Origin of the sequence: Blastococcus sp. CT_GayMR16 (assembly GCF_004570875.1) — a bacterium.
Taxonomy (GTDB): Bacteria; Actinomycetota; Actinomycetes; order Mycobacteriales; family Geodermatophilaceae; genus Blastococcus_B.
This window is the reverse complement of record NZ_SPQK01000011.1, coordinates 76,525-98,998: the sequence shown is the minus strand read 5'-3', so window position 1 is coordinate 98,998 and position 22,474 is coordinate 76,525. Positions and strand designations below refer to the sequence as shown.

General features: G+C 71.9%; 25 protein-coding genes and 4 tRNA genes. 9 read left to right on the top strand and 20 right to left on the bottom strand.

Translation table 11 applies throughout. The features are described from left to right. Positions 1-25 precede the first annotated feature (25 nt). On the bottom strand, positions 26-778 hold the full coding sequence (locus tag E4P38_RS13350) for a YebC/PmpR family DNA-binding transcriptional regulator (RefSeq protein ID WP_135132292.1): 753 nt from the start codon (positions 776-778) through the stop codon (positions 26-28). Continuing rightward, positions 775-1,449 (bottom strand): pyridoxal 5'-phosphate synthase glutaminase subunit PdxT, encoded by a 675-nt coding sequence (gene pdxT / locus E4P38_RS13345; protein WP_245161005.1) that lies wholly within the window; start codon positions 1,447-1,449, stop codon positions 775-777. Before pdxT ends, E4P38_RS13350 begins: the two co-directional genes overlap by 4 nt. 115 nt (positions 1,450-1,564) lie before the next feature. Between pdxT and E4P38_RS13340 the strand changes: the two genes are divergently transcribed. After that, positions 1,565-2,077: a pyridoxamine 5'-phosphate oxidase family protein gene (locus E4P38_RS13340; RefSeq protein ID WP_135132290.1), complete on the top strand. Its 513-nt coding sequence runs from the start codon at positions 1,565-1,567 to the stop codon at positions 2,075-2,077. A gap of 23 nt (positions 2,078-2,100) precedes the next feature. Then, positions 2,101-2,481, top strand: a complete 381-nt coding sequence (locus E4P38_RS13335; protein WP_135132289.1) for a nuclear transport factor 2 family protein — start codon at positions 2,101-2,103, stop codon at positions 2,479-2,481. A 22-nt stretch (positions 2,482-2,503) separates the two neighbouring features. On the opposite strand, the gene pdxS is transcribed toward E4P38_RS13335, so the two are convergent. The 14 genes from pdxS to E4P38_RS13265 form a co-directional block, all read right to left on the bottom strand. Beyond that, positions 2,504-3,406 carry a pyridoxal 5'-phosphate synthase lyase subunit PdxS gene (pdxS, locus tag E4P38_RS13330; protein WP_135132288.1) on the bottom strand — a complete coding sequence of 301 codons (903 nt, stop codon included), beginning with the start codon at positions 3,404-3,406 and terminating at the stop codon, positions 2,504-2,506. Positions 3,407-3,435: 29 nt separating this feature from the next. Then, positions 3,436-4,023: a hypothetical protein gene (locus tag E4P38_RS13325; protein WP_135132287.1), complete on the bottom strand. Its 588-nt coding sequence runs from the start codon at positions 4,021-4,023 to the stop codon at positions 3,436-3,438. Beyond that, complete coding sequence (locus tag E4P38_RS13320) at positions 4,020-5,252, bottom strand: glycosyltransferase family 4 protein (protein ID WP_135132286.1); 1,233 nt, start codon at positions 5,250-5,252, stop codon at positions 4,020-4,022. Before E4P38_RS13320 ends, E4P38_RS13325 begins: the two co-directional genes overlap by 4 nt. Next, positions 5,252-6,208, bottom strand: a complete 957-nt coding sequence (locus E4P38_RS13315; RefSeq protein WP_245161004.1) for a phosphatidylinositol mannoside acyltransferase — start codon at positions 6,206-6,208, stop codon at positions 5,252-5,254. The genes E4P38_RS13320 and E4P38_RS13315 overlap by 1 nt, the downstream gene beginning before the upstream one ends. Beyond that, positions 6,205-6,837, bottom strand: coding sequence for a phosphatidylinositol phosphate synthase (pgsA, locus tag E4P38_RS13310; RefSeq protein ID WP_135132284.1), 633 nt, complete (start codon positions 6,835-6,837; stop codon positions 6,205-6,207). Before pgsA ends, E4P38_RS13315 begins: the two co-directional genes overlap by 4 nt. Beyond that, on the bottom strand, positions 6,838-7,470 hold the full coding sequence (locus E4P38_RS13305) for an HIT domain-containing protein (RefSeq protein WP_209309089.1): 633 nt from the start codon (positions 7,468-7,470) through the stop codon (positions 6,838-6,840). Beyond that, a complete protein-coding gene (gene thrS / locus E4P38_RS13300) occupies positions 7,467-9,518 on the bottom strand; it encodes a threonine--tRNA ligase (RefSeq protein WP_135132283.1) in 2,052 nt (683 codons plus the stop codon). The genes E4P38_RS13305 and thrS overlap by 4 nt, the downstream gene beginning before the upstream one ends. A gap of 68 nt (positions 9,519-9,586) precedes the next feature. Then, complete coding sequence (locus E4P38_RS13295; RefSeq protein WP_245161011.1) at positions 9,587-10,447, bottom strand: CapA family protein; 861 nt, start codon at positions 10,445-10,447, stop codon at positions 9,587-9,589. Between the two features lie 241 nt (positions 10,448-10,688). After that, entirely contained in the window at positions 10,689-11,237 is a 549-nt protein-coding gene (locus E4P38_RS13290) for an MOSC N-terminal beta barrel domain-containing protein (protein ID WP_245161003.1), read from the bottom strand. A 10-nt stretch (positions 11,238-11,247) separates the two neighbouring features. After that, positions 11,248-11,640, bottom strand: a complete 393-nt coding sequence (locus E4P38_RS13285) for an HNH endonuclease (RefSeq protein ID WP_209309088.1) — start codon at positions 11,638-11,640, stop codon at positions 11,248-11,250. A gap of 102 nt (positions 11,641-11,742) precedes the next feature. Further along, positions 11,743-11,814 (bottom strand) — tRNA-Val (locus E4P38_RS13280). Positions 11,815-11,856: 42 nt separating this feature from the next. Next, complete coding sequence (locus E4P38_RS13275) at positions 11,857-12,165, bottom strand: PGPGW domain-containing protein (protein ID WP_245161002.1); 309 nt, start codon at positions 12,163-12,165, stop codon at positions 11,857-11,859. A gap of 176 nt (positions 12,166-12,341) precedes the next feature. After that, positions 12,342-13,148 (bottom strand): anti-sigma factor, encoded by an 807-nt coding sequence (locus tag E4P38_RS13270; protein WP_135132282.1) that lies wholly within the window; start codon positions 13,146-13,148, stop codon positions 12,342-12,344. Beyond that, on the bottom strand, positions 13,145-13,792 hold the full coding sequence (locus E4P38_RS13265; RefSeq protein ID WP_245161001.1) for a sigma-70 family RNA polymerase sigma factor: 648 nt from the start codon (positions 13,790-13,792) through the stop codon (positions 13,145-13,147). The genes E4P38_RS13270 and E4P38_RS13265 overlap by 4 nt, the downstream gene beginning before the upstream one ends. A 160-nt stretch (positions 13,793-13,952) precedes the next feature. On the opposite strand from E4P38_RS13265, the gene E4P38_RS13260 reads away from it, so the two are divergent. The 4 genes from E4P38_RS13260 to E4P38_RS13245 all read left to right on the top strand — a co-directional run bounded on the left by E4P38_RS13260 (position 13,953) and on the right by E4P38_RS13245 (position 14,830). Beyond that, a complete protein-coding gene (locus E4P38_RS13260; protein ID WP_135132280.1) occupies positions 13,953-14,420 on the top strand; it encodes an SsgA family sporulation/cell division regulator in 468 nt (155 codons plus the stop codon). A gap of 97 nt (positions 14,421-14,517) precedes the next feature. Next, positions 14,518-14,589 (top strand) — tRNA-Gly (locus E4P38_RS13255). A gap of 41 nt (positions 14,590-14,630) precedes the next feature. Beyond that, positions 14,631-14,701, top strand: a tRNA-Cys gene (locus E4P38_RS13250). Between the two features lie 54 nt (positions 14,702-14,755). Continuing rightward, positions 14,756-14,830: transfer RNA gene (locus E4P38_RS13245), tRNA-Val, on the top strand. 48 nt (positions 14,831-14,878) lie between these two features. On the opposite strand, the gene coaE is transcribed toward E4P38_RS13245, so the two are convergent. Then, a complete protein-coding gene (coaE, locus tag E4P38_RS13240; protein ID WP_135132279.1) occupies positions 14,879-15,475 on the bottom strand; it encodes a dephospho-CoA kinase in 597 nt (198 codons plus the stop codon). Positions 15,476-15,640: 165 nt separating this feature from the next. On the opposite strand from coaE, the gene E4P38_RS13235 reads away from it, so the two are divergent. After that, entirely contained in the window at positions 15,641-15,910 is a 270-nt protein-coding gene (locus E4P38_RS13235) for a hypothetical protein (protein ID WP_135132278.1), read from the top strand. A 117-nt stretch (positions 15,911-16,027) separates the two neighbouring features. On the opposite strand, the gene rpsA is transcribed toward E4P38_RS13235, so the two are convergent. Beyond that, a complete protein-coding gene (gene rpsA / locus E4P38_RS13230; RefSeq protein WP_135132277.1) occupies positions 16,028-17,500 on the bottom strand; it encodes a 30S ribosomal protein S1 in 1,473 nt (490 codons plus the stop codon). Between the two features lie 221 nt (positions 17,501-17,721). Here rpsA and E4P38_RS13225 point away from each other — a divergent pair, with 221 nt between their 5' ends. Continuing rightward, positions 17,722-18,576: a class I SAM-dependent methyltransferase gene (locus tag E4P38_RS13225; RefSeq protein ID WP_135132276.1), complete on the top strand. Its 855-nt coding sequence runs from the start codon at positions 17,722-17,724 to the stop codon at positions 18,574-18,576. Between the two features lie 156 nt (positions 18,577-18,732). Here the strand turns inward: E4P38_RS13225 and E4P38_RS13220 are convergent, their stop codons facing one another. Then, positions 18,733-19,278 (bottom strand): DUF1990 domain-containing protein, encoded by a 546-nt coding sequence (locus E4P38_RS13220; RefSeq protein ID WP_209309087.1) that lies wholly within the window; start codon positions 19,276-19,278, stop codon positions 18,733-18,735. 2 nt (positions 19,279-19,280) lie between these two features. Further along, a complete protein-coding gene (gene polA / locus E4P38_RS13215) occupies positions 19,281-22,019 on the bottom strand; it encodes a DNA polymerase I (RefSeq protein WP_135132275.1) in 2,739 nt (912 codons plus the stop codon). 45 nt (positions 22,020-22,064) lie between these two features. Here polA and E4P38_RS13210 point away from each other — a divergent pair, with 45 nt between their 5' ends. Then, the gene (locus tag E4P38_RS13210; RefSeq protein WP_135132274.1) at positions 22,065-22,469 is read left to right on the top strand and encodes a PaaI family thioesterase; all 405 of its coding nucleotides are present in this window, start codon (positions 22,065-22,067) and stop codon (positions 22,467-22,469) included. Positions 22,470-22,474: the final 5 nt, after the last annotated feature.

Sequence of the window (22,474 nt, the reverse complement as noted above, 5' to 3'; positions counted from 1 at the left end):
GGGGTGGGGAGGACGAGGTCCTTGTTCAGCCGACGCGCTCGAGGACCTCGTCGGACACGTCGTAGTTCGCGTAGACGTTCTGCACGTCGTCGCAGTCCTCGAGGGCGTCGATCAGCCGGAAGACCTTGCCTGCGCTGTCCTCGTCGAGCTCGACGGTGACGCTGGGCACGAAGCCGGCCTCGGCGGAGTCGTAGTCGATCCCGGCGTCCTGCAGGCCGGTGCGGACGGTGACCAGGTCGGTCGGCTCGCAGACCACCTCGAACGTGTCCCCGAGGTCGCGGACCTCCTCGGCGCCGGCGTCCAGGACGGCCATGAGCACGGCGTCCTCGTCGACGCCGTCGGACTTCGGCACCACGATGACGCCCTTGCGGGTGAAGAGGTAGGAGACCGAGCCGGGGTCGGCCATCGACCCGCCGTTGCGGGTCATGGCGGTGCGCACCTCCATGGCCGAGCGGTTCTTGTTGTCGGTGAGGCACTCGATCAGGACGGCGACGCCGCCGGGCGCGTAGCCCTCGTAGGTGATGCCCTGGTAGTCGACGCCGCCGGCCTCGGCGCCGGATCCGCGCTTGACCGCGCGGTCGATGTTGTCGTTGGGCACCGAGGACTTCTTGGCCTTCTGGACGGCGTCGAAGAGCGTCGGGTTGCCCGAGAGGTCACCGCCGCCGGTGCGCGCCGCGACCTCGATGTTCTTGATCAGCTTGGCGAAGAGCTTGCCGCGCTTGGCATCGATGCCGGCCTTCTTGTGCTTGGTCGTCGCCCACTTGGAATGGCCGCTCATGGCTTGCCCCTCTCGTTCCCGGCGGCCCCATTCGGAACGCTGCCGGCCTGCTCGGCCAAGTGGTTGCGGACGATGTCGGCGAACATCGCGTGCACCCGGCGGTCCCCGGTCAGCTCGGGGTGAAAGCTCGTCGCCACCAGATTGCCCTGGCGGACCGCCACGATCTTACCGTCGGCCGGTCCCCCCACGACCCGGCCGAGGACGACGACCTGCTCGCCGGCCTCCTCCACCCACGGCGCCCGGATGAAGACGGCGTGCACGTCCCCGCCGTCGAGGCCCTCGAAGGCGATGTCGGACTCGAAGGAGTCCACCTGCCGGCCGAACGCGTTGCGGCGGACCGTGACGTCCAGGCCGCCGATGGTCTCCTGGTCGGGCGGGGCGTCGAGGATCCGATCGGCGAGCAGGATCATCCCGGCGCACGAGCCGTAGGCCGGCAGCCCGGCGCGGACGGCGGCACGCAGCGGCTCGAGCAGCTCGAACCGGGCGGCCAGCTTGACCATGGTCGTCGACTCCCCGCCCGGGATGATCAGGCCGTCCACCGCGGCCAGCTCCTCGGGCCGGCGCACGGTCACCGCGTCGGCACCCTGCTCGCGCAGCGCGGCCAGGTGCTCACGGACGTCGCCCTGCAGGGCGAGGACCCCGATGACGGGCCGGGCGGTATGGCTGGACACGACCGTCCACGCTACGGGGGGCCCGAACCGGGGTGGAGGCCCGGAGGGCCACTGATGAATCGCTGGCCCGGAGGGCCACCGATGAATCGCTGCCGTTCCGGGTGTCAGAAAAGGCATGGAACCCACACCCGAGCAGGACACCCGCTTCGGCGATCCGGAGTCGCCTCCGACGCCATGGTCGGACGCGCTCCGCGTGCTCGAGACCGCCGAGCTCTTCTGGATCTCGACGGTACGAGGCGACGGCCGGCCACACGTCACACCCCTGCCGGCCGTCTGGTCCGAAGGCCGGCTCCACTTCTGCACGGGTCCGGCGGAGCAGAAGGCGGTGAACCTGACAGCGAACCCGCACGTCGCCCTTACCACCGGCACCAACCGATGGAAGGAGGGACTGGACCTCGTCGTCGAAGGCAGCGCCGTGCAGGTCAGCGACGACGCCCGGCTGCGCACCCTCGCCGACCTCTGGCGCAGCAAGTACCGGGGCGACTGGGACTTCACCGTCGAGCACGGGTCCTTCCATCACGGGGACGGCGGATCAGCCGTCGTGTTCGAGGTCGCTCCCACGAAGGTGCTCGCATTCGCCAAGGGCCGCTTCGCGCAGACCCGGTACCGCTTCCCGGCCACCACCTGACCTGTTCGTGGCAGCGTGACCTCGTGGATCGAGACGGCGTGATGCGGTGGGTCGCGGACTACGAGCGCGCGTGGCGGTCCGGTGACCGCACCGCCGTCAGCAGGCTGTTCACCGAGGACGCGAGGTATCGGACCTCGCCCTACGAGGAGCCGAAGGCCGGTCACGCGGGGATCCAGGAGTTCTGGCTCGACGACGAGGGCCGGACGTTCTCGGTGGCCGCGGAGCCGGTCGCCGTCGAGGGACCGGAGGCAGTGGTCCGGCTCGACGTGCGCTATCGCGAGCCGGTGGCGCAGGAGTACCGGGACCTGTGGGTGCTGCGGTTCGCCCCGGACGGTCGGGTCGAGGACTTCGAGGAGTGGGCGTACTGGCCGGGCAAGCCGTACTCCGCGCGATCCGACGCCTAGGCCGGATCCGGTCCGCTCGGGGTCACCAGCCGCGGGTGGCGTACCGCTCGCTCTCGGGCAGCGTGGAGATGTTGATGCCGACCATCGGCTCGCCCAGGCCGCGGGAGACCTTGGCGATGACGGCGGGGTCGTCGTGGAAGGTCGTCGCCTGCACGATCGCGGCGGCGCGCAGCGCGGGGTCGCCGGCCTTGAAGATGCCCGAGCCGACGAACACACCCTCGGCACCGAGCTGCATCATCATCGCGGCGTCCGCCGGGGTGGCGATGCCGCCGGCGGTGAACAGCACGACGGGCAGCTTGCCCAGGCGAGCGACCTCGACGACCAGGTCGTAGGGCGCGCGAAGCTCCTTCGCGGCCACGAACAGCTCGGTCTCGTCGAGGGTGCCGAGGCGCTTGATGCCGGCGCGGATCGACCGCATGTGCCGGGTGGCCTCCACGACGTTGCCGGTGCCGGCCTCGCCCTTGGACCGGATCATCGCCGCGCCCTCGGAGATGCGGCGCAGCGCCTCACCCAGGTCGGTGGCGCCGCAGACGAAGGGGACGGTGAACTCGCTCTTGGCGATGTGGTGCGCCTCGTCGGCCGGGGTGAGGACCTCGGACTCGTCGATGTAGTCGACGCCCAGGCTCTGCAGGACCTGGGCCTCGACGAAGTGGCCGATCCGGGCCTTGGCCATCACCGGGATGGAGACCGCGCCGATGATGCCCTCGATCATGTCGGGGTCGCTCATGCGGGCGATGCCACCCTGCACGCGGATGTCGGCGGGCACCCGCTCCAGCGCCATGACGGCCACCGCACCGGCGTCCTCGGCGATCTTGGCCTGCTCGGGAGTGACGACGTCCATGATGACGCCGCCCTTGAGCTGCTCGGCCATGCCGCGCTTGACGCGCTCGGTGCCGGTGGACGGGGTGGTGTCTGGGGTGGCCACGGAATGCTGCCTTACGGATCGACGGAAACTCAGGAACGAGCGGGTGGAACCCCGACATCGTACGGCCGGTCGGCGACCGCTCTGACCGGTGGCGTCCGGCCGCCGCGCGCCCCGTCCAGGCGGTCGTCGATGTCGAAGTAGCGCGGCAGCGGGCGCGAGCCGTGCAGCCGGAGCAGCCGGGACAGCCGGCGGTGGCGCAACGCGGCGGTGTCGCGCACCGCGTCGTTGTAGAACCGGCGGGCCAGCCCGACCCGCGTCCGGGTCCCGTCCAGGTCGGTGCGCAGTGCCGCCGGGATGCCCGGCAGCCCCTCGGGCAGGTCCCGCAGTTCCCGACCGAGCAGGTTCTCGGCGAGCTCGCGGTCGCCGTCGACGGGCGCCCGGGCATCCGCGGCGAACGCGGCCAGGTACTCCGCGCGGTCCTCGCCCACGGCGGCCGGGTAGCTGCGGGCCAGCTCCTCGGCCAGACCCGCCCGCCGCTGCAGCTGGGTGTCCAGGGTCGTCCAGGCCTGGTCGACGCGGGCCTCCAGCCGGTTGAGCCGGACGAGGGTCCACGCGGTCCACGCGACCAGCAGGAGAACGAGGACGCCGACCAGCAGGATCCAGGCCTCGGGCGTCACGGGATGTCAGAGTAAGGACCCTCCTGCCCCCCACCGCTCGCGAGCTCGCGGCGGGACCCTGCAGGAGGGCCGCCGAAGGACACGCCGGCGTCGTCCTCACCCAGGGTCACCTCACCACCGCCCGGAGGCAGGACGGTCTCGTAGACGGCGAGGATCTGCCGGGCCAGGACGTCCCAGTCGTAGACGGCCGCGGCGCGCGCACCGCCGGCCGAGAGCTCGGCGAGCCGCGCGGGGTCGGCCAGCAGGCCGCAGAGCGCGTCCGCGAGCGCGGCGGGGTCGCCGCGGCGGACCAGCACCCCGGCCGCGCCGTCCTCGAGCACCCGGGCGAAGGCGTCCAGGTCGCTGGCCACGATCGGCGCCCCCGCGGCGAGCGCTTCGATCAGGACGACGCCGAAGGACTCCCCGAGCAGGTTGGGCGCGCAGTAGATGTCCACCGAGCGGAGGAAGGCGGCCTTGTCGGCCTCGGACAGCTCCCCGAGCAGCCGGACGTGGGCGCGCAGGTCGGAGCCGATCAGCTCGTCGATCGCCGCGGCGTCCCCGCGTCCGGCGATGAGCAGCCGCGCGTCCGGATGCCGGCGGACGACGGTGCGCATCGCGTCCAGGAGCACCGGCAGGCCCTTGCGCGGCTCGTCGAAGCGACCGAGGAAGCCGATGGTCGGGCCGTCGACGCCCCGCGTGACGCCCGGCAGCGAGGGGCCGTGCGCGAAGACGTCCACGTGGACGCCGTTCGGGATGATCACCGCGTCCCCGCCGAGGTGCTCGACCTGCACGCGCCGGGCGAAGTCCGACACCGCGATGCGCCCGGTGATCCGCTCCAGCCAGGGGCGCACGACCGGCCCCCAGGCCGCCAGCAACTTCGAGCGCGTGGTCGCGGCGTGGAAGGTGGCGACGATCGGGCCCGTGGCGATCATGCAGACCAGCAGGGAGACCGACGGCGGCGCCGGCTCGTGCACGTGGACGACGTCGAAGTGCCCCTCCCGCAACCAGCGGCGGACCCGCGCCGCGGAGACCGGGCCGAACTGCCAGCTCGCCATCGAGCCGTTGTAGGGCATCGGGACCGTCCGCCCGGCGAAGGTCGCGTGCTCGGGCAGCGACTCCTCGTGCTCGGCCGGCGTCAGGACCTCGACGTGGTGACCCATCCCGCGCAGCGTCCCGGCCAGGTCACGCACGTGGTACTGGACCCCACCGGGGACGTCCCACTGGTAGGGACAGACCAGGCCGATCCGCATCAGGACCTCGCGGAATCTGCCCGGGGACCGGAGGCGGGAGGATCGGCAGCGACGTCGGGCCAGATCCGGCCGAGCATGTGCCAGTCCTCGGGCTGCCGGGCGATCCCGTCGACGAAGGCGTCGGCGACCGACTGCATCGCGCCGCCCACCCGGTCCTTGAGCCGGCCGGGCCCGTCGACGGGGATCTCCGGGGAGAAGATCAGCCGCCATCCCCGCTCGGTGAACTGGCAGACGGTCGGGATCAGCGCGGCCCCGGTCTGGGAGGCCAGCAGCGCCGCGCCGCCGGGCATCGTCGCCGGCCGGCCGAAGAAGTCCACCGGTACCCCGCCGCTGCCGAGGTTGCGGTCGACGAGCAGGCAGGTGACGCCACCCTCGCTCAGCCAGTCGCGGAGCACGTCGGTGCTCGGCCGCCGGCCGCCGGTGAGCGGGACGACCCGGAAGCCCAGCGATTCCCGGTAGTCGAGGAAGCGCCGGTAGAGCGACTCGGGCTTGAGGCGCTCGGCGACGGTCATGAACGGCCCGCCGAGGAAGTCGATGAACCAGACGCCGGCGGCGTCCCAGTTGCCGCTGTGCGGCAGCACCATCACCAGGCCGCGCCCGCTGTCGCGTGCCTTCTGGACGTGCTCGAGCCCGATCACCTCGGTGCCGGTGACGATCCGCTGGCTGCTCAGCGTGGGCAGCCGGAAGGCCTCCTGCCAGTACCGGGCGTAGGAGCGCAGGCCGCGGGTCGTCAGCTCGGCCAGCTCCGGCTCGGACAGCGCACCGCCGGTGACGACCCGCAGGTTGGCCCGGAGCTGCCGGGTGCCCTTGCCGTCGCGGCCGGCCGCCCAGCGACCGGCCCGGTCGAAGGCTCCGCGGGCCGCGGGCTCGGGCAGCATGCGCACGGCGTGCCACCCCGCCGCGAAGCCGGCGTCGGTGGCCCCGGCCGTGAGCCGGGCCCGGAGGGTCCCGGTCACGGCGCTGCGGGCGGGGCGGCCAGCGGGGCGCCGGCCGCGGATCGGCGGACGGCGACGATGCGTTGGCCCACCGTGACGGCGCTGCCCACGAGGAGGACCCATAGCGCGACGTGCAGCGCGTAGGGCAGCCCGAGCCCGGCCAGCCCGGTGCCGAACAGCACCAGCAGCAGCCGCTCGGTCCGCTCGACGACGCCGACGTCGCAGGACAGGCCCACGCCCTCGGCCCGCGCCTTGATGTAGGAGGTGAGCACCCCCAGCACCAGGCAGATCAGCGCCAGCAGGACGAGCAGCCGGTTGTCGCCGCCGCCGGAGAACCACCAGGCCAGCGAGGCGAAGATGGCCGCGTCGGCCGCGCGGTCGCCGGTGGAGTCGAGCACTGCACCGAACACCGACCCGCCCCCGCGGGCCCGGGCGAGGGCGCCGTCCAGGAGGTCGAGGAGGACGCAGAAGGTGACGGCGACGGTGCCCCAGAACAGGTGCCCGGTGCCGAACAGGGCGACGGCGCCGGCGACGGCGCCGACCGTGCCCGTGATGGTGACCATGTCGGGCGTGACCCCGGCGCGGGCCAGTCCCCCGACGACGGGTGCGACGACCTTGGCCACGACCGGTCGGGCGTTGACGCCGAGCACTCAGGCCTCCGTCGGGGTGCCGGGGCGGGCAGAGGACGCCGGGACCGCGGCCGCCGCCCACGCGTCCGCGAGCAGCGCCCGCGTCTCGCTGAGGACCTGCGGGAGCACCCGGGTGAGCCCGATGACCGGCATGAAGTTGGTGTCCCCGCCCCAGCGCGGCACGGCGTGCTGGTGCAGGTGGTCGGCGATTCCGGCCCCGGCGACCGAGCCCTGGTTCATGCCGATGTTGAAGCCGTGCGCGCCGCTGACCGAGCGGACGGTCCGCATCGCCGTCTGGGTATAGGCGCCGAGCTCGGCGACCTCGTCGAGGGTGAGGTCGGTGTAGTCGGGAACGTGCCGGTACGGGACGAGCATCAGGTGGCCGGCGTTGTACGGGTACAGGTTGAGGACGGCGAAGACCGTCGTCCCCCGGGCCACGATCAGTCCGTCCTCGTCGCTCATCGTCGGGATGACGCAGAACGGGCAGTCGTGTGCGCCCGTGGGCTTGCCCTCCCCGCGGATGTAGGCCATCCGGTACGGCGTCCAGAGGTGCTCGAAGGCCTGCCCGGGGGCCTGAGTCACAGCGGGGCCGCCGTCGTCGGAGGGGACGGCGACGCGGTACGCGGTCTCGTTCCCCGCCCGCCCGTCGCTCATCCGGCGGCCGCCTGCTCACCCTCGGCCGAGGGGTCGACGTTGTGCCGGGCGGCCACCCACTCGGCGATCTGGGCGACGGCGTCCGCGACCGGGACGCCGTTGCGCTGGGAGCCGTCCCGGTAGCGGAAGGAGACCGCGCCGGCCTCGGCGTCGGTGGCCCCGGCGAGGAGGACGAACGGGATCTTCTGCTTGCTGCTGTTGCGGATCTTCTTCTGCATCCGGTCGTCGGAGTCGTCGATCTCGACCCGGATGCCCTTCTCCCGCAGCAGCAGGGCGACGTCGGTCAGGTAGGGCACCTGCTCGTCGGTGATCGGGATGCCGACGACCTGCACGGGGGCCAGCCAGGCCGGGAAGGCGCCCGCGTAGTGCTCGGTGAGGACGCCGAAGAACCGCTCGATGGACCCGAACTTCGCCGAGTGGATCATCACCGGCTGCGCGCGGCCGCCGTCGGCGGAGGTGTACTCCAGGCCGAACCGGGCGGGCTGGTTGAAGTCGTACTGGATGGTCGACATCTGCCAGGTGCGACCGATCGCGTCACGGGCCTGCACGGAGATCTTCGGCCCGTAGAACGCCGCGCCGCCGGGGTCGGGCACGAGCTCGAGGCCGGTCTCCTTGGCCGCGTCCTCCAGCACCTTCGTGGCGACCACCCACTCCTCTTCCGACCCGATGAACTTGGCTGCCTTCTCCGGGTCGTCGCCGCGGGTGGACAGCTCCAGGTAGTAGTCGTCGAGGCCGAAGTCGCGGAGCAGCCCGAGCACGAACGCGAGCAGGTGGCGGATCTCCCCCGGCGCCTGCTCCGGGGTGACGTAGCTGTGCGAGTCGTCCTGGGTGAGTCCCCGCACGCGGGTGAGGCCGTGGACGACGCCGGACTTCTCGTACCGGTAGACGGACCCGAACTCGAAGAAGCGCAGCGGCAGCTCGCGGTAGGACCGCCCGCGCGACTGGAAGATCAGGTTGTGCATCGGGCAGTTCATGGCCTTGAGGTAGTACTTCGCGTTCTCCAGGTCCATGGCCGGGAACATGGTGTCCTCGTAGTACGGCAGGTGCCCCGAGGTCTCGAACAGGCCGGCCTTGGTGATGTGCGGCGTGCCGACGTAGTCGAAGCCCTCCTGGATGTGCCGGGCGCGGACGTAGTCCTCCATCTCCCGCTTGACCACCCCGCCCTTGGGGTGGAAGACGGCCAGGCCGGAGCCGATCTCGTCGGGGAAGCTGAAGAGGTCGAGCTCGGCGCCGAGGCGGCGGTGGTCACGCCGCTCGGCTTCGGCCAGCTGCTCCAGGTAGGCCTTGTGCGCGTCCTTGCTCTCCCAGGCGGTGCCGTAGATGCGCTGCAGCTGGGGGTTCTTCTCGCTGCCCCGCCAGTAGGCGGCCGCACTCCGGGTGAGGGAGAACGCCGGGATCGTGCTGGTGCGCGGCAGGTGCGGGCCGCGGCAGAGGTCGGTCCAGACCAGGTCACCGGTGCGGGCGTCGAGGTTGTCGTACATGGTCAGCTGCGCGCCGCCGACCTCCACTGAAACGCCCTCGTCGGCTCCGCCGTCCCCGCTGGCGCCGCCCTTGAGGCCGATCAGCTCCAGCTTGTACGGCTCGTGCGCCAGCTCGTCCTTCGCGTCGGCGTCACTGATCTCGCGTCGGGCGAAGTTCTGTCCCGCGCGGACGATCTCCTGCATCTTCTTCTCGATCGCGGTGAGGTCCTCGGGGGTGAAGGGCCGCTCCGGGTCGAAGTCGTAGTAGAAGCCGTTCTCGACGGGCGGGCCGATGCCGAGCTTCGTGCCGGGGAACAACTCCTGCACGGCCTGGGCCAGCACGTGCGCGGTCGAGTGCCGGATCACCGCGCGTCCGTCGGCGCTGGCGGCCGGCACCGGCTCGACCTGCGCGTCGGCGTCCGGAGCCCAGTTCAGGTCCTTGAGGTCACCGGAGGCGACGTCCCGGACGACGACGGCGCCGTCGGGCCCCTTCAGCGGGATCCCGGCCTCCTTGAGCGCCTGCATCGCCGTCGATCCGGCCGGAACCCGGATCGGGAGGACGGCGGTCGGAGAGGGCGGGGCGGACACAGGAACTCCTGGAAGGTCTGTGGAACACGGGCTGGGCAGGCCCCCCGAGACTAGTGCGCGGCTCCGGCTCAGCCCTGGACGATATCCAGCCCCGCCGCTGTGGCGCCCCTCCGCGCGAGCACGTCGGCGACCCGGTCGAAGTTCGCCTCGTCGGCCGGTCGGACCGTCACGTCGTCACCCCCGACGACGATCTGCAGCGGGACCGCCTCCGCGCGCGTGACGGTGAACCGGCCCTCCGCCCCGCGGGTGAAGGTGAAGCGGGCCATCACCGAGTCCTCGGTCGGATAGCCGCGGGTCGCATGCTCGGCGATCGAGTTGCCGAGCCCGTAGGCGGCCCACTCCCCCGCGACCTGCTCGTACGGCTGCACGACGTGCGCGTGGTGGCCGAGCACGAGATCGACGTCCGGGGAGGCGAGCAGCGCGCGGACGGCGGCGACCTGCGCCTCGGTCGGGTCGTTGTCGTACTCCAGGCAGCAGTGCAGGCTCGCGACGACGACCTGCGCCCCCGCAGCCCGCGCCCGAGCCGCGGCCGCCAGCATCCCGGTGACGTCCGGCACCGCCGCCACCTCGACCGACCACTCCCGGCCGGCCGGGGGTCCACCGCCGTTGAGGGCGTAGGTGCCCGCGACGTGCCCGACCCGCACGCCTCCGGCGTCGACGATCGTCGGTTCGACGCTCTCGGTTTCCGTCCGGTAGGTGCCGGAGTGCGCGATCCTCGCCGCGTCGAGCACGTCGAGGGTGCGGGCCAGGCCGTCGGCGCCGTCGTCCAGGGAGTGGTTGGAGGCGGTCGAGCAGAGGTCGTAGCCGGCTCCGGCAAGGGCGTCGAGGATCTCGGGCTGGACGGCGAAGCTCGGGTAGCCGCGGTACGGACCGCCGGGCGGCGCGACGGGCGTCTCCAGGTGGCAGATCGCGAGATCGGCAGCCTCGATCAGCGGGGCGACGGGAGCGAGGACGCCGGAGAAGTCGTAGGTGCCGTCGTCCTGGAGGGCCCCGGCGGTGAGCGCCCGGTTCTGGTGGATCAGGACGTCCGGTCGCGACCAGCGTGAAGCTCTGCGGAGCTGCCGCGGTCGAGGACGGCGCGGGCGCCGCGGCCGGGGAGGCGGGCCTGCAGGCGGCCAGGAGGAGCAGGAGCCCCGGCAGCGCGGCTCGGCTGCTCGGCACGGCGGCAGGTTAGAGCAGAACCGGGTCCCCGACGCTGATCCGGCCGGCCCGCCGGACGTCGGCGTAGACGCCGAGGCAGTGCTTCGGCGTCCGGGTGACCTCCAGGACGGCCTCCCCCACCCGGAGCTCACGGCCGACCCAGGTGCGCTCGTCACCGTCGAGGGTCAGGACCAGGTTCGCCCGCGGGTCGTCCGCCGAGCAACCCTCCGGCACCTCGCCCTGGGCCGCCCGCTCGATCGCGCCCCGGGAGACGAGGTGGACGGGTGCCACGGTCGCCTCCTCGGGCGTCGGCACCAGGCGGACGGCGCGACCGAGCACCGCCGCGAGCGAGCCGGCGTCCACCCCCGGGTCGCCGGTGCCGGGGACGTCGGCGATTCCCGGCTCGTCCTTGGCACGCAGGACGCGGTCGTCGTCCCCGAGGACGGTCCACGCCCGGTCGCCCGCCAGGCCGTGTCCGGTCACCTCGGCATCGGTCACCGCGGTGCCGGCGAGGGAGCGCACCGGATACACCCAGATCTGCTCGACGCGGCCCACGACGCGGTCCTCCTGCTGTGCCACGCCGGCGACGCTATGCCAGCCCTGCGCCCCGGGGCGCGGCCCGGCGCCGGAGGCGGCGCAGCTGGGCGTCCACGTAGGGGCGGGCACGCCGCTGGCCGCCCTCGCGGGCGATCGCGTCCACCAGCTGGGTCAGTGCACGGACCAGCCGCGCCCCGTCGGGTTCCCAGCCCCGGCGCTCGCACTCCTCCAGCCACTCGACGGGGCCGCGGTGCCCGCGGTCGGCGTTGCACCGCCGGCAGGCCGCCACCTCGTTCTCCGGCCACGACGGCCCGCCCTTGACCCGCGGGACGACGTGCTCGGTCGAGGGAGTGATCTGGGCGGTGAAGGCGCGCCCGCACCAGATGCAGGTGCCGCCGTCGCGCTCGAGCGCGACCCGGAGCCGGGCCGCGCGATCCAGTGCCATCACCACGATCGTCCGCTTCCGCCGGCGGTCGCGCACGGCACCGCTCCGGAAACGGATGAACCCCAGGTCAGCCGCTCGGGCTGACCTGGGGTTCGACAACTGTGGGCGATACTGGGATCGAACCAGTGACCTCTTCGGTGTGAACGAAGCGCTCTACCGCTGAGCCAATCGCCCGGTGCAGTTATTGGTGAATGCGCATCCGATTGTGCCAGACGGTCACCGCCAGAGCGGCACCCACCCCGGCACCCAGTCGGGGACACCCGTCACGTGCAGGGTGACGACGACGACGCCGTAGACGAAGGCCGCCGTGGCCACGGCGATCACCAGTCGCACCCACACCGGCTGGTCGGTGACCCAGTCCGTCCAGCGCTTCACGTGCTTCTTGGTGAACTCCAGCAGCCGCTCGGCCCAGAGGAACTCCGTCGCCAGGACGAAGAGGCCGGCGATCACGATCAGCCAGCCCGGTCCCGGCAGCGGGATCGCCGCCAGACCCACCGCGACGATCAGCCCACCGACGACACCCACCGCGATCCGGTAGGGGTGGTTGATCGACCGGCGCGCGGCGATCCGGCGACGCCACCTGGTCTCGGCGATCCGTTCGCGCAGGCTGTGCGAATCGTCGGCGTCGTAGCGGGCGAGCCGCTCGTCGTGCGTCTCCCGCTGCGGCCGGCGTTCCGGCGCTGCGACGGTCTCCTGTTCGCTCAGCTGGTCACCTGCCCGGTCGCGACGACCTCCGTCGGCAACGACGGAGCCTCCTGACCGGGTTCGAGGCTGATTCCGTAGGTGGCGAACTGATCGAAGCCGGTCAGCCCGGAGCCTACGGTTGTGAGGGCCATCTGTGCGGAGGTGACGTCGAACGTCCCGAGCGGCTGTGCCGTCTGACCACCCATGCCCCAGAGCACGTAGCTGGTCGAGTCGGCATCGTTGACCGACAGGCCGTGCGTGAGCACCTGCACCTCGTCCCCGCGGGCCACCACGGTCGCCACCGAGAGCCCGTCGTGCTCGAGGGGGGCGATGGTCGCCTGCCCGGGGGCCAGCAGGCCGTTCATGACCGCGCTCTGCTCCGCGACGGTCGCCTGCAGTTCCTGCCGGTCGGAGGTGAGGACGACGTTCCACAGACCCATGGCCAGGATGGCGGCGATGCCTGCCGCGACCAGCCCGGCCGGCAGCGCGCGGCGCCAGCGCGAGCGGTGGTCGACCTCCCGCCGCGGTTCCGGGGCGATCGCGATCGGCCGCACCACGGGTGCCACGGACGGGGCAGCCGGTTCCGGCACCTGCTCGGTCTGCTCGACGGCGGCACGGATGCGGTGGCGCAGGCCCTCGGAGGGTTCGGGCTGGGGCAGGTCGGTGGCCATGGCGCCCATGACCTCTTCGGTCTCGGCGACGGTCCGCGCGCAGCGCTCGCAGCCGGACAGGTGAGCGGTGAACGACGACTCGTCCTCGGGCTCGAGGGCGTGCAGGGCCCAGCCGACGGCGAGTTCGTCGTACCGGGCGTGGTCGGCGTTCATCGTCCGGCCTCCGGAGCCGAGGCGGCGCCGAGTGCGCCGCCGGTCATGTCGGCGACCGCGTCGCCGAGTTCCTGCTTCAGCCGGCGCATGCCGGACAGCATCCGGGTCTTCACGGTGCCGAGGGGGGCGCCGGTCAGTGCCGCCACCTCGCGCTGCGTGTATCCCCCGTAGTACGCCAACGTCAGTGCCTCCCGCTGTGGTGGCGACAGCTCGCCAAGGGCCGTCCGGACCTTCTGGGAGACCATGCGGGTCCACACGTCGTCCTCGACGTCACGAGCAGCGACCGGCTCGTCGAGGATCAACTCCTCCTCGGCCAGTGCCCGGCGCCGGCGCTGGGATTCCTCACGGCGGACGGCGTCGACGGCCTTGTGGTGGACGACGGCCAGCAGCCACGACGCGACGCTGCCCTTGCCGCGCTCGTAGGCCGACGGATCGCGCCAGACGCTGAGGAAGACCTCCTGCAGGACGTCCTCCGCCAGCACGTCGTCCGCCAGGATCCGCCGGGCCAACGCGAAGGCCGGACGGCGGAACCGCTCGTAGAGGTCGTCGATCGCGCTCGGGTCGCCCGCACGGATGCGTCGGAGGACGTCGGCGTCCCCCGCGGCGTCCTCGGGACGCCGTGCCGGGGTGCTCACAGCTCCCATGGTCACACGCATCCTTCGCAGCGCCCCGTTCCGGCGGTTCATCTGCCCCATATCGGGCATGACAGCGGACGACACGGACCCGTCAAATGTGACGGTTGGGACTGATGTGAAGGAAGTGCAATGGGACGTCACTTCGAGACCCGACGGTCGTTGACCTGACATGCCGAGCCGATGGACCCCCGGGTACTCCTCCCCCATCACGCTTCAGCTGGTCGGCCCGCAGTCGTGGACCGAGGTACCGGCGCTGCTCTGCTACGACGGAGCAGACCCGTTCGCCGTCCGCATCGCCTTCGGTGATGTCGGTGACGAGAACGGGATCGTCGACCTCGAGGACGGCGGGATCGCCTGGCTCCTGAGCCGCGAACTGCTCCAGTCGGGCCTCGACGGCCCCGCCGGTGACGGTGACGTGCGGTTGTGGCCAGCGCACGCGGCCACCGACGTCCTGTTCCTGCACCTGCGCGCACCCTCCGGTGAGGCGCTGTTCGAGCTCTCCCGCGCGACGGTTGCCGCCTTCCTGCGCCAGACCGAGACCCTCGTCCCGACCGGCACCGAGAGCGCCCTGCTCGACCTCGACGACGAGCTGCTCGTCCTGCTCTCCAACGGCGGAGCGGACCCGACGGGCCGCTGACCTGCGGGAACGGCTCGGTCCCGTCCCGGGGAGCGATCGGGCGGGACCCCCCTGTTTGGGGCCCCCCGGAACCGTCGGTTAGAGTTCTGCACGCAACGCGGATGTGGCTCAGTGGTAGAGCATCACCTTGCCAAGGTGAGGGTCGCGGGTTCGAATCCCGTCATCCGCTCGGAACCTCGGGCCCTGGTCGAGAGACCCGGGCCCGTGTGCGGTGGAGTGGCCGAGAGGCGAGGCAACGGCCTGCAAAGCCGTCTACACGGGTTCAAATCCCGTCTCCACCTCGTCTCCTCCGCGGAGCGCGAGCGTGGAGGAGGGTCCGGTCGCGAGACCGGAAGGGGCGATTGGCGCAGCGGTAGCGCGCTTCCCTGACACGGAAGAGGTCACTGGTTCGATCCCAGTATCGCCCACCAAGAAGAGGGCCCCAGGTCTGCGGACCTGGGGCTCTTCTGCGTTCCGGGTCAGCCGACCTCCGGGGCGACGCGCTCGGCCCAGAGTCGCTCCACCTGCTCCGCGAGCTGCTCCGGGGTGCCGCTGTTGTCCAGGACGACGTCGGCGATGGCGCGGCGCTGTTCGTCGGTCGCCTGCACGGCCATCCGGGCCCGGGCGTCCTCGGCCGTCAGCCCGCGGTGCACGAGGCGGGCGACGCGGGTCTCGGGATCGGCGACGACGACGACGACGAGGTCGTAGGAGGCCTCCTGGCCGGTCTCGGCGAGCAGGGGCACGTCGTTGACGAGGACGGCGTCCGGTGGCGCGGCCGCGGCGACCTCGATCGCCCGCTCACGCACCAGTGGATGGACGATCGCGTCGAGCTTGCGGCGCTGGTCGGGATCGGTGAACACCACTGCGGCGAGGGCCGGCCGATCCAGCGACCCGTCCGCGGCCAGGACCGCGGAGCCGAACGTCTCGACGATCGCCGCCAACCCCGGAGTGCCCGGTTCGACCACCTCCCGGGCGATGGCGTCGGCGTCCACGATGACCGCCCCGCGGTCGGCCAGCAGCCGGGAGACGGTGCTCTTCCCCGACCCGATTCCGCCGGTCAGCCCGATGCGCAGCACGCCCGGACAGTAGCGACCCGGTCTACCGGGCACCCGCTCACGGCGAAGGTCACGGGCGAGTAACACCCGCCCGTCCTGTCCGGCGCGTCGCTCCAGTCACACCAGTAACAGCCCATAGCGTCCGCCGTGGCGATCTTCCCCCGCCGAGAGAGGCAGAACCCGATCATGTCCCGTCCCACGCAGGCCGACTCCCCGACGACCCGCGCTGCCCGTCGTGGCGCAGGCCGACACCGCCTCGGCACGCCCACCGGCGTCCGCTGCAGCGACATCCCCGCCGTGCGCGAGCGGATGCAGTTCCAGCGGCCCGCCGCCCCCCGCGCCTCGTTCACGCGCTGGCTGTTCCAGGCACCTGCCGCCGGACGGCACACCTGGAGCTTCCTGGCGGGTTCGGGCGGCCGCCCGCGCACCGCCTTCGCGATCATCCTGAGCCTGTAAGGGAACGAGAAGGGGCCCGAGGACGTCGTCCTCGGGCCCTTTTCTCGCGCGCTGCTCGACGCCAGAGGCCCGGCACCCCCGAAGGGATGCCGGGCCTCTGGACCGTGGAGCTAGTGCTCACTCACCGCCGGCGAGCTTGGCCCGCAGCGCGGCAAGAGCCTCGTCGCTGGCCAGCGTGCCACCGGTGCTCGGAGCGTCGGGGCTGCCCGCGGCGTCGTCGCTGGAGTAGCTGCCACCGGCAGCGGCCTCGGCGTCGGCTTCCTTGGCGGCCGCGATCTGCTTGCGGTGCGCCTCGAAGCGGGTCTGGGCCTCGGCGTAGGCCTTCTCCCACTCCTCGCGCTGGGCGTCGAAGCCCTCGCGCCATTCGCCGGTGTCGGAGTCGAAGCCCTCCGGGTAGAGGTAGTTGCCCTCGGCGTCGTAGGACGCGGCCATGCCGTAGGCGGCCGGGTCGAACTGCTCCTCGTCGCCGACGACGCCCTCGTTGGCCTGCTTCAGCGACAGCGAGATGCGACGACGGTCGAGGTCGATGTCGATGACCTTGACGAGGATCTCGTCGCCGACCTGCACGACCTGCTCCGGGATCTCCACGTGGCGCTCGGCCAGCTCGGAGATGTGCACCAGGCCCTCGATGCCCTCGTCGACGCGCACGAACGCACCGAAGGGGACGAGCTTGGTGACCTTGCCGGGGACGACCTGCCCGATCTGGTGCGTGCGGGCGAACTGACGCCACGGGTCCTCCTGCGTCGCCTTCAGCGACAGGGAGACCCGCTCACGGTCGAGGTCGACGTCGAGGACCTCGACGGTGACCTCCTGGCCGACCTCGACGACCTCGGACGGGTGGTCGATGTGCTTCCAGGACAGCTCGGAGACGTGCACCAGGCCGTCGACGCCGCCGAGGTCCACGAACGCACCGAAGTTGACGATCGAGGAGACGACGCCCGTGCGGACCTGGCCCTTGGCGAGCTTGTTGAGGAACTCGCTGCGGACCTCGGACTGGGTCTGCTCCAGCCACTGCCGACGGGAGAGGACGACGTTGTTGCGGTTCTTGTCGAGCTCGATGATCTTCGCCTCGAGCTCGCGGCCCACGTAGGGCTGCAGGTCGCGGACGCGGCGCATCTCGACCAGCGAGGCGGGAAGGAACCCGCGCAGGCCGATGTCGAGGATCAGGCCGCCCTTGACGACCTCGATGACGGTGCCGGTGACGACCTCGTCGGCTTCCTTCTTGGCCTCGATCGTGCCCCAGGCGCGCTCGTACTGTGCGCGCTTCTTGGAGAGGATCAGCCGCCCTTCCTTGTCCTCCTTCTGGAGGACCAGGGCTTCCACCTCGTCGCCGACGCTGACGACCTCGTGGGGGTCGACGTCGTGCTTGATGGAGAGTTCGCGCGAGGGGATGACGCCCTCGGTCTTGTAGCCGATGTCCAGCAGCACCTCGTCCCGGTCGACCTTGACGATGACGCCTTCGACGATGTCGCCGTCGTTGAAGTACTTGATCGTCTGGTCGATCGCTGCGAGGAAGTCCTCGGCGGTGCCGATGTCGTTCACGGCGACCTGGGGAGTGGTGCTGGCGGGACGGACCTGAGTGGAGGTCATGTGGTTGGTAGCTCCGGACGGTGGATGCGTAGGGACAGGTTCCCCACGGTCGCCCGACCGTGGGGATGGAACAGCGGGGAGAGCCGGCGCGGGCCGATTCCCATGCAGGGAACAGCACGACAGACCTCTGGCGCATTCCCATCGTACGGACGACGAGACGGCACGGTCCACCTGGGTGCGCGCACCGGACGCCTGCCCCGGCGTGTCACGATCGGCGCGCCATGAGCGACCCGTCGTCCCCTCCCCCGCACCTCGCCCTGGGCAGTGACGGCTACCCGGCCGCCGGGGGCGTGGACCGACGGACGACCGGCGACGAGGAATCGTCACGGGCCAATCGTCGCTGGTGGGACGCCGCGGCTCCGGCCTATCTCGCCGAGCACGGGTCCGACCTCGGGGACATCGACTTCCTCTGGTGCCCGGAGGGCCTGCGCGAGGACGACGCACACCTGCTCGGGGACGTCGCGGGACGGCGGGTCCTGGAGATCGGCTGTGGCTCGGCCCCGTGCGCGCGCTGGCTGCGCCGGGCGGGTGCCGACGTCGTCGCGCTGGACCTCTCGGCCGGGATGCTCGCCCGTGCCGCGGAGCTGAACCGGTCCACCGGCATCGACGTGCCGCTGCTCCAGGCCGACGCCGGAGCGCTGCCGGTGGCGTCGGGATCGGTGGACGTGGCCTGCTCGGCCTTCGGCGGGCTGCCGTTCGTCGCCGATGTCGAAGGGGCGCTGGTCGAGGTCGCCCGGGTCCTGCGTCCGGGCGGGCGGTTCGTGGCGTCGGTGAACCACCCGATGCGCTGGCCGTTCCCCGACTCCCCCGACCCCGAAGACCTCCGCGTCGTCTCCTCCTACTTCGACCGCCGGCCCTACGTCGAGACCGACGACCGGGGCCGCACCGTCTACGTCGAGCACCACCGCACGGTCGGCGACTGGGTGCGGGCCGTCGTCGGCGCCGGCCTGGTCGTCGAGGACCTGGTCGAACCGGAGTGGACGCCGGGGCGCACCCAGGAGTGGGGCCAGTGGTCCCCCGAACGCGGCGCCCTGATCCCCGGCACCTTGATCCTGGTCTGCACCAAGACCGTCTGACCGCGCCGGGCGACGGCGCTCGCCGAGGGTGCGGACGTCGGGCTCTGCCTGCCCTCACGAACCCCGATTCCGCTCACTCGGATGGCCGACACAGGGTGAGTGCCCCCTCACGCGTGTCAAGAGGGCGCTCAGCGTGCATCGGTCGCGGTGCGTTCATCAGCCGTCGGGCAGCAGCGCCCGCAGGTAGCGCGACCGGTACCAGCGCTGGGCCACGAGGATCAGCGGGAAGAGCAGACGCCATCGGCCCGGGGAAGACCGGGTGATCGACCGCAGGGTGAGCAGGACCTGCCCCTCCGGGGTTCGGGAGACGACGAATGCCTCCTCCCCCGAGACCGGATGTCCCTCGAGGGTCCCGTAGGCGAAGCCGCACCGGTCGGGCTCCTCCACGACCGCCACGACCCGCGCGGGCTCCCGCACAGAGACGGGCCCGAACGAGGCGACCAGCCAGTAGTCCGCGCCCTGCTCGACCCGTTTCCCGGTTGCTCCGTCGGGCTCGATGCGGAACCCGCTGCGCGTCTTCACGCCCCACTCGAGCAGCAGGGCGGCCAGCCTTGCCCAGTGCTCCTGGCCGCGACCGACGACGACGGTCCGCTCGTACGGCCGGAAACCGTGCGGCGGCGTCCACCGGTCGTCCCCGGGCGGCGTCGAGCCCACGGGGGCATAGCTCACCTGCCGCGCCGCCAGCTGCCCTGCGACGGTCACCGTCAGTGCGCCGCGGCGTCCCAGCTCTCGCCGAAGCCCACCGAGACCTCCAGGGCGACCGAGAGGTCGGCGGCGCCCGCCATCTCGCGGCGGACCAGGGCCTCCAGCTTCTCGTTCTCCCCCGGCGCCACCTCGAGCACGAGCTCGTCGTGCACCTGGAGCAGCATCCGCGATGACAGTCCCTCGGCGGCGATCGCCTTCTCGACGTTCAGCATCGCCACCTTGATGACGTCCGCGGCCGAGCCCTGGATCGGCGCATTGAGGGCCATCCGCTCGGCCATCTCGCGGCGCTGCCGGTTGTCGCTGGTGAGGTCGGGCAGGTAGCGGCGCCGGCCGAGGGTCGTCTCGGTGTACCCGGTCAGCCGCGCCTCCTCCACCACTGTGTCGAGGTAGTCGCGGATCCCGCCGAAGCGCTCGAAGTAGGCGTGCATCTGTCCGCGCGCCTCCTCCGGGGTGATCCGCAACTGCTGGGCCAGCCCGTAAGCGGACAGCCCGTACGCCAGGCCGTAGCTCATCGCCTTGATCCGGCGGCGCATCTCGGGATCGACGTCCTCGATCGGGATGTCGAAGGCCTTGGAGGCGACGAAGGAGTGCAGGTCCTCCCCCGACGTGAACGCCTCGATGAGGCCCTCGTCGCCGGAGAGGTGGGCCATGATCCGCATCTCGATCTGGCTGTAGTCCGCCGTCATCAGCGACTCGTAGCCCCGACCGACGACGAAGGCCTGCCGGATCCGCCGGCCCTCGGCGGTGCGGATCGGGATGTTCTGCAGGTTCGGGTCGGTGGAGGAGAGCCGGCCGGTCGCGGCGATCGTCTGCTCGTACGTGGTGTGGATGCGGCCGCCGTCGTCGACCATCGGCAGCAGGCCGTCGATGACCGTGCGCAGGCGGGTGACGTCCCGGTGCCGGAGCAGGTGCTCCATGAACGGGTGCCCGGTCTGCTCGAACAGCCACGTCAGGGCGTCCGCGTCGGTGGTGTAGCCGGTCTTGTTCTTCTTCGTCTTCGGCAGGCCCAGTTCGTCGAAGATCACCGCCTGGAGCTGCTTCGGCGAGCCGAGGTTCACCTCACGCCCGATCACCGCGTAGCACTCCGCGGCCGCGGCGGCGACGGCATCGGCGAACTCGCGCTGCAGTGCCTGCAGGTACTCGACGTCAGCGGCGATGCCGCGGTACTCCATCGCGGCGAGCACCCGGGTCAGGGGCAGCTCGATCGCACCGAGCAGCCGATCGCCGCCACGCTGGCCGAGCACCGTCTCGAGGGCGTCGGACAGGTCGTTGACGGCGACTGCCTTGAGGACGTCGGCGTGCGCGGCCTCTGCGGCGACGTCGTCCTCGCTCGGCCCGAGCCCGTCCAGCGTGAGCTGACCCTCGGGTTCCGCGGCGTCCTTGAGCTCCCGCTTGAGGTACCGGACCGCGAGGTCACCGAGGTCGAACGACCGCTGCCCAGGATTCGCCAGGTAGGCGGCCAGGGCTGTGTCGCTGACGACGCCCTGCAGCTCCCAGCCGCGCGCCCAGATCGCGAGGTACGGGCCCTTCCCCTCGTGCACGACCTTCTGGGTCGCCGGATCGGCCAGCCACGCGGCGAGCGCCTGCTCGTCGGCGGTGTCGAGGTCGGGACCGAGGTCGACGAAGGCGGCGTGGTCGTTGGCGGCCGCCAGCGCGATGCCGGTCAGCTCGCCGGTGCCCCGGCCCCACGTGCCGCGGAAGATCAGGCCGGTGCGGCCGGTGCGTGCGTTGGCCTGCAGCCAGTCGCCGAGGGCGCCGGCGGGGACGTCGTCCTCGGCGACGTCGAACCCGCCCTCGACCTCGGGCTCGGCGCTGGTGAGCGTCGCGAAGAGCCGGTCGCGCAGCACCCGGAACTGCAGGTTGTCGAACAGCGTGTGCACCTCGTTGCGGTCCCACGGCTGGACGGCGAGGTCGGCCGGCCCGAGATCCAGGGGGACGGCGCGGTCGAGCTCGGTCAGCCGGCGGTTCTGCATCACCGACGACAGGTGCTCGCGCAGCTTCTCCCCCACCTTGCCCTTGACGGTGTCGACCTGGTCGACGAGTGCGTCCAGCGAGCCGTACTCGCGGACCCACTTGGCCGCGGTCTTCTCCCCCACGCTCGGGATGCTCGGCAGGTTGTCGCTGGGGTCGCCGCGCAGCGCCGCGAAGTCGGGGTACTGCGCCGGGGTCAGGCCGTACTTGGTCTCGACCTCCTCGGGCGTGAATCGGGTCATGTCCGAGACACCCTTGCGCGGGTACAGCACGGTGACGTGGTCGTTCACCAACTGGAGGGCGTCGCGGTCACCGGTGCCGATGAGCACGTCCATGCCCTGCTCGACCGCCTGCACGGTGAGGGTGGCGATGACGTCGTCCGCCTCGTAGTTCTCGGCGGTGATGACCGGCACGTGCAGCGCGGCCAGCACCTCCTGGACCAGGCTCACCTGACCCCGGAAGTCGGTCGGGCTCTCCGATCGGTTCGCCTTGTACTCGGCGAAGATCTCGCTGCGGAACGTCTTGCGGCCGACGTCGAACGCCACGGCCAGGTGCGTGGGCTTCTCGTCGCGCAGGATGTTGATCAGCATCGACGTGAAGCCGTAGACGGCGTTGGTCGGCTGACCGGTCGTCGTCGAGAAATTCTCCACCGGCAGCGCGAAGAACGCGCGGTAGGCGAGCGAGTGCCCGTCGAGGAGCAGCAGCCGCGGGCGCGCCCCCGAGATCGTGGGGACGGCGGGCGCTGAGGTGGAGACCGGTGCGGACATCGGGTCCGATCCTATGTGCGGGTGCTGACTGGTTACCGTGCCCTCGTGACGACCCCACCGCCGCCCTGGGCGCCGACGGACACCTTCGGTCCGCTCGACGACAAGCTCGGCATCCGGATTCTCGACTTCGATCCCGACCGGCTCGTCGCGACCATGCCGGTGGAGGGCAACCAGCAGCCGTTCGGCCTGCTGCACGGCGGGGCCACGTGCGCGCTGATGGAGTCGATCGGGTCGTGGGCGGCCATGCTCGGCGCCGGCGAGGGCCGCAAGGCGGTCGGCATCGAGCTGAACGCCAGCTACGTGAAGGCAGCGACCTCCGGGGTGGTGACCGCGGTCTGCACGCCGGTGCGCCGAGGCCGCAGCCTCGCCACCTTCCTCATCCAGGTCACCGACGACCAGGACCAGCTGACCGCCAGCGGACGCCTGACCTGCATGATCCTGCCGGCCTGAGCGGG